Source organism: uncultured Agitococcus sp., assembly GCF_937920075.1.
GTDB lineage: Bacteria > Pseudomonadota > Gammaproteobacteria > Pseudomonadales > Moraxellaceae > Agitococcus.
Genome location: NZ_CALETI010000073.1, coordinates 1 through 6829 on the forward strand (window position 1 = coordinate 1; position 6829 = coordinate 6829).

Genomic DNA, 6829 nt, shown 5'->3' on the forward strand with positions numbered 1-6829 from the left:
AAGGCTTTAGTGATGTGGATGGTGGCACTTTAAGTGTGGTGAATCTACAAGCGACAAATGGCAGCCTTGTGGATAATCAAAATGGCAGCTATACCTTTAGCCCCACCAAAGACTTTAACGGTACGGTTCAGTTAAGCTATCAAGTGAGTGATGGCAACAATGGTTTGACATCAGCGAGCAATAGCTTTGTGATCAATGCGGTGAATGACGCACCGATTGCCCCCTCAACGCCTGTTGTCTTAGCCAATGGCACAGAAGACCAGTCGTACACGATTCAGGTCAGTGATTTATTACAAGGCTTTAGTGATGTGGATGGTGGCACTTTAAGTGTGGTGAATCTACAAGCGACAAATGGCAGCCTTGTGGATAATCAAAATGGCACGTATAGCTTTAACCCAACGAAAGACTTCAACGGCACGGTTCAGTTAAGCTATCAAGTGAGTGATGGCAACAATGGCTTAACCTCAGCGAGCAATAGCTTTGTGATCAATGCGGTGAATGATGCACCAGTCATTAATAATAATATTGGATTTGTTAGTATTAATGAGGGGCAAACATTATCTTACGTTGTTCCTAATGATGCATTTATAGATGTTGATGGCGACACATTAACCTATAACCTAACAATGGCTAATGGTAACTCGCTACCCACATGGTTAACATTTGATCTAGCAAGTAAAACGATATCATTAGCACCCTCGTTTGACGATGCAGGCTTGATTTCATTAAAACTAACAGCGAATGATGGTGTATTCAGTACGACACAACAATTTGATTTAAATGTGCGTAATGTCAATCGTGCGCCTACACAAATCAACAATTCTGCATTTGAAATAGATGAAGATAGTGGTGATGTTGTCATTGATGTTTTATCGCGAGTACAGGATTTAGATAAAGATAATTTAACTGTTCGTAATGTCAGCTTAGCTTCGGGACAAGGCAGTTTTACACTAAATCAAAACCAACAAATTATTTTTACACCTGCACAAGACTTTAATGGTCAGGCATCAATTACTTATGAGGTAATTGATAATCAAGGCGGTGTTTTGGCAATTACAGAAACGATAACTGTTAAGTCAATTAATGATGCGCCACGTTTAGTAAGTACGCCAGCTATATTGGCTGACGGCTTAGAGGACACGGATTATCAGTTAACTACATTATCGTTATTACAAGGTTTTAACGATGTAGATAATGACAATTTAGTCGTACAAAATCTCACAAGTTCTCAAGGTACGTTTATTAATAATGGTAACGGCATATTTGTCTTTAAACCGCAAGCAAATATCAACGGTGATATTCAGTTTAGTTATCAAATTAGTGATAGTAAGGGTGGGGTGATTGAGGCATCTAGCCATTTCAATATGAAAGCAGTTAACGATGCTCCATTCGTTACTATTAAAAATCCGTCAAGTACTGCACGAATTCGTGAAGATGCTACTAGTGTTTTAGTTGCTTTAGCTTTTGGTGTAATTTTAGAGGATGTTGATGCTGATAACTTTACTCGTTTAGAAGTGAGTATGCAGCAATTTACGCCAAAAGACTTATTATCAGTGATTGTTGATGGCACAAATTTGCAAGCTAGCTATAACGCTAGTTTAGGTAAATTAGTGGTAACAGGCAGTGATAGTTTAGCAAACTACCAAAAAGTTTTAGATTCTTTAGCACTAAGTACCACAGCCGAGCAGGGGGCAACTGAGCGTAGTATTCAAATTACCATTAGTGATGGAAAAGTAGCGCATTCTAATCAGTTTGTTGTGCCTGTTGATTATGTACAAAACGAAGCCCATCAAGGTGGTACAGGTAACGATACAATCAATGGCTTCGATGGCAACGATACCTTACGTGGTGGTGCAGGTGATGACATTTTAAATGGCGGTAATGGTAACGATTCGATTTTTGGTGAAGCTGGGAATGACACTCTCAATGGTGGTGATGGTGCAGACACGATGGAAGGTGGAGATGGTGATGATACCTTTATTGTTGATAATGAAGGTGATGTTGTCTCTGATACATCAGGTAACGATCAGGTACAAACGACAATTTCCTTTACCTTACCTGAAGGATTTGAAAAATTAATATTTAGTGGTTTTCAATCTGGACTTGTTGGTCAAGGCAATAATGGTAACAACCAAATGCAAAGCGGTAATGGTGGTAGTGAATTAAATGGTCAAAATGGTGATGACACCCTACAGGATGGCTTAGGTCGTGACATTTTTATAGGTGGACAAGGTGCAGATACCTTTAGTTTTTCACAATTACAAAATGGCGCATTACGTTTGGGAGAGGTGTTAGATTTCTCTGCCGCGCGTGGCGACAAAATTGATGTTTCTAAAATTGATGCGAATGTTTTAGTTGCTGGTAATCAAACCTTTAATTTTATTGGTGATCAGGCTTTCCATAATAGTGCGGGTGAATTGCGTTTTAGCCAACGTGTTCTACAGGGTGACTTAAATGGTGATGGTAAAGCTGATTTTGAAATAAAATTGGTTGGTGTTTTAGAGTTACAAGATAAAGATATTTTATTATAAGGAGCGAATAACATGCGTATGGGTTTATGGCTAGCAGTCGCATTAAGTGGTGGTTTATTAGTTGCTTGTGGAGATGGAGGCACAGGCGACAGTAATAATGTAGTGGTTAATAAGCCACCCGTTGCAATTGATGATTTTTTAAATATGGTAGAAGGCGGCACAATTAGCATAGATGTATTGGCTAATGATGTAGACCCAGAGTCAGGTGTATTGACCTTAAGCAATTTGGTGTTAACTAACCCCGAAGCAGGTACATTAAGTTCAACAACAACAGCAGGTAAAACCAATTATAGTTTTACTGCTAAAGCCGATTTTGTGGGTGATGCCAAGTTTACTTATGTGATTACAGATAACCAAAATCAAAAAGTGACTGGCAATGCAACAGTCACCATTAAGGCCTTACAGTCATTAACCGCACACCAAGATAGTAACTGCCTAGTCACCACTACGGGCAATATTAAATGTTGGGGGGGAAATGATTTTGGTCAATTGGGTGATGGTACAGTCAGCACCTTAAAAAATACACCTGTGACCGTGGCTAATATGACTACTGCTAAACAAGTGGTGATGGGCTATAACCATGCCTGTGCCATTTTACAAAATGGTAGTGTTAGTTGTTGGGGGGACAACAATAATGGCCAATTAGGTGACGGCACACAAACCACACGTTTACAAGCAACGGCTGTGACGGGGTTAGCGGCCAAAGCGACGCAATTAGCCTTGAGCTATCAAAGTACGTGTGCCTTATTAGAAACAGGCAATGTGCAATGTTGGGGGAGTAATAGCCAAGGTGAATTAGGTTTGGGCGACAATAAAATTGTCCGTAAAATCTCACCAACTTCGGTCACTATTGGCACAAACTTAAAAGCTAAGCGCTTAGTCGCAGGTAAAAATCATATTTGTGCCATTAGCCAAAACGACTCTGTGTTTTGCTGGGGCAATAATGATTTTGGTCAACTTGGCCAAAATGATTTAGTGACACGTTATCAGCCTGTGTTAATAACGGCTTTATCAGGCACAGTTCAACAATTAGAAACTGGTGTTAATCATACGTGTGCCGCACGCAGTAACGATGTGTATTGTTGGGGGAGCAACAATAAAGGTCAGTTAGGCAACAACAGCCAAACCGATTCCAGTGTACCTGTTGCCGTTAGTTTAACAGGTACGGTAGCCGATTTAGCATTAGGTCAAGAGCATAGCTGTGCAGTATTAACAGACAATCGCACATTTTGTTGGGGTAGTCGTCAAGCAGGACAAACTACCCAAGCACAGAGTGATACGATATTTGATAAAATACCCTTTCAAATTAATAGTTTTACAGGCAAACGTCGCTTAGCGGCAGGTGATTTTCATACCTGTACCATTGAAGGCATTGATGCCAGTTTAGCAGTTAAATGTTGGGGCGATAACCAATTAGGTCAATTAGGTGATGGATCAACAAATAAGCAAAGTGCGACACCCGTTAGTGTGAAGTTAAATTAAATTGCAATCGTTGTTATCTGTTTTTAAACCGCTAAAAAAAATAGCCTTAAGCTTAGTGGTGTTTAGCATGATTTTAAATGTACTCATGCTAGCACCTTCTATTTATATGCTCCACGTCTATGACCGAGTATTAACCAGTCAAAACCGTTTTACCTTATTGGCGATTACAGGTTTAGTGTTGGTGATATATGGCATTATTGGCTTATTGGAGTGGTTACGTTCTAATTTATTAGTTCGATTAAGTGCTGCGATAGATTTAGCTGAAAGTGAAAAAATTCATGCAGCCGCTTTTGCACCTACGCCTTTAGCCCGACAAATGTCTCCTGCACAAGTCGTTCAAGATTTTGCCACAGTACGTCAATTAGTGACGGGTTCATTTGTATTAGCCTTATTAGATTTGCCGTGGGTACCTTTGTATTTAGGTGTACTATTTGCCTTTGAATGGCCATTAGGTTTGTTGGCGGTATTAGGTATAGTGCTGTTAATATGTATTGCTATTATTACCGAAAAGCTCAGCAAAGAGCCGTTACAAGAATCGAGTAAAATTGCCAGCCAAGCGGCATTTATGCTTAATAAACAACATCGTAATATAGATATTATCTCTGCATTAGGCATGATTCCTGTGCTTGGCAAACGTTGGCAAACTCACAATCAACAAGCTTTATTATTGCAAATGCAAGCTAGCGATAAAATGGCTAAACTTAGTGCGGTAGGCCGTTATATCCGTTTAACTTTGCAATCTTTGGTCTTAGGAGTTGGTGCATATTTAGTGTTAGAAGGACAAATGTCGGGAGGTATGATGATTGCTGGTTCTATTTTATTAGGCCGCGCTTTAGCCCCTGTCGAACAACTGATTGCCTCATGGAAACAATTTATGCAAGGCATGGAAGCCAATCAACGTTTGCAACAGTTATTGCAAGCCAACCAACAGCAGCAACAAGATTTTGATTTACCTAGTCCAATGGGTCATATTAGCGTAGAAAATCTTAGTTTAGTGTTAGAAGGTCGCAAAGAGCCAGTATTGCAACAAATCAATTTTAAGCTAAATGCAGGACAAATTTTGGCCGTGGTTGGCGCAAGTGCGTCTGGCAAAACCTCCTTAGCACGATTATTGTTAGGTATAGTCCAACCAACATCAGGCGAAGTACGTTTGGATAATGCCGATTTACGCCAATGGTCGCGTGATAAATTAGGCAAATATATGGGCTATTTGCCACAAGATATTGAATTATTTGAAGGCACAATTGCCGAAAATATTGCCCGTTTTCAAGAAGTAGATGATAGTCAAATTATTGCTGCTGCCCAATTAGCCCATGTTCATGACATGATTGTGCGTTTACCCCAAGGTTATCAAACGGTGATTGGTGAAGGTGGACTTAATTTATCGGGTGGCCAACGCCAACGTATTGCCTTAGCACGCGCGGTGTTTGGCCAACCTAAATTAGTGATTTTAGATGAGCCAAACTCCAATTTAGACGATCAAGGTGATGCCGCTTTAGCACAAACTTTAGTAGATTTAAAACAACAAGGTACAACAGTCATCGTAATTTCTCATCGTACCCATTTACTCAATGTGGTTGACCAAATGTTGTTATTACAAGATGGTAAACAATTGCTTTTTAGTGCTAAAGACAAGGTGTTGAGTCAATTACAAAGTGGGGCGCGTTAATGACACAGCCGCCTTCAGTTAATCAACAATTACAACAATTTGCCGATACTCAACAAGCCAATCGTTGGGGACGATATGTGTTGTTATTGTTTGTGATCGCTTTATTGTTGTGGGCAAGTTTAGTGCCGATTGATTCGGGTGTACCTGCACAAGGTGTGATTGGCATTGAGCAACAACGGCAAGCGGTGCAACATTGGCAAGGTGGTATTGTTAAAAAATTATTAGTGAAAGAAGGCGATCAGGTTCAACAAGGACAATTATTGTTAGCGTTAGATGATACGCAAATTCGTGCCGATTTGCAGCGTGCCGAACAAGCTTATGGCCAATATCAAGCACGATTACAACGTTTATTGGCCGAACGAGAGCAACGAGTCTCATTAACTAAAACTAATCATGTTGAAGATGATCTTAACACTCAAGCGGCTTTATTAACCGCGCGTCAACAAACCATTACCCTAGAAAAACAGGTGTTAACTGAACAAATAACCAGTAAAAAATTGGATATCCAACGTCAACAAGCCATTACTAACAGTCGGCAACAACAAGTAGCATTGTTAGCCAAAGAAATAGACGCGCATTTAGCACTGATTAAACAAGGTTATAACGGACAAGAACGCTTGTTAGAATTACAAAGAGAGCAACTCGAAAAACAAGATGAACAGCAACAAGCCCAATTAATGATGGTGCAATTACAAGCGGATATTCGTGAGTTGCAGCAACAAATTTTGTTAAGGCAAGCCAAATATCAACAAGATATTGAGCAAGAAATGACCCAAGTTCAAGAGCGTTTAACTGAGCTTGAACAACAAAAAGCAAGCTTAGCCGATCGATTAAAACACACCCAAATTATCTCGCCAGCAACAGGTATGGTGGTTAGTCAAATGATTCACACGCAAGGCGGGGTGATTAATGCGGGGCAAGTATTAATGGATATTGTGCCACCACAACAAACATTGATGGTTGATGCTAAAGTTGCTCCGCATTTAATTGAAAAAGTACAACTTCAACAAATTGCTCATATTCGCTTAGTGGCATTAGATAGCTTAAATCCAGTGGTTGAAGGCAAAGTTGTTTATATTTCGCCTGACCAAATTACGCCAACTAATAATTCGCCTGCGTATTTTGCGGTACGTTTGGTCATTAATCC

4 protein-coding genes are annotated in these 6829 nt (G+C 40.0%); all 4 read left to right on the plus strand.

Translation table 11 applies throughout. The features are described from left to right. The coding region (locus tag Q0212_RS02885) for a cadherin-like domain-containing protein (RefSeq protein WP_297921940.1) at positions 1-2531 on the plus strand (2531 nt) is incomplete at its 5' end. 12 nt (positions 2532-2543) lie between these two features. Next, entirely contained in the window at positions 2544-4013 is a 1470-nt protein-coding gene (locus tag Q0212_RS02890; protein WP_297921943.1) for an Ig-like domain-containing protein, read from the plus strand. Between the two features lie 10 nt (positions 4014-4023). After that, positions 4024-5682 (plus strand): type I secretion system permease/ATPase, encoded by a 1659-nt coding sequence (locus tag Q0212_RS02895; protein WP_297921948.1) that lies wholly within the window; start codon positions 4024-4026, stop codon positions 5680-5682. Further along, on the plus strand, positions 5682-6829 hold a 1148-nt coding region (locus Q0212_RS02900; protein ID WP_297921946.1), incomplete at its 3' end, for an HlyD family type I secretion periplasmic adaptor subunit. The genes Q0212_RS02895 and Q0212_RS02900, both read left to right, overlap by 1 nt.

Bases quoted from the DNA above. Each gene is read 5' to 3' on its own strand.
- Q0212_RS02890 (WP_297921943.1), top strand. From the start codon at position 2,544: ATGCGTATGGGTTTATGGCTAGCAGTCGCATTAAGTGGTGGTTTATTA.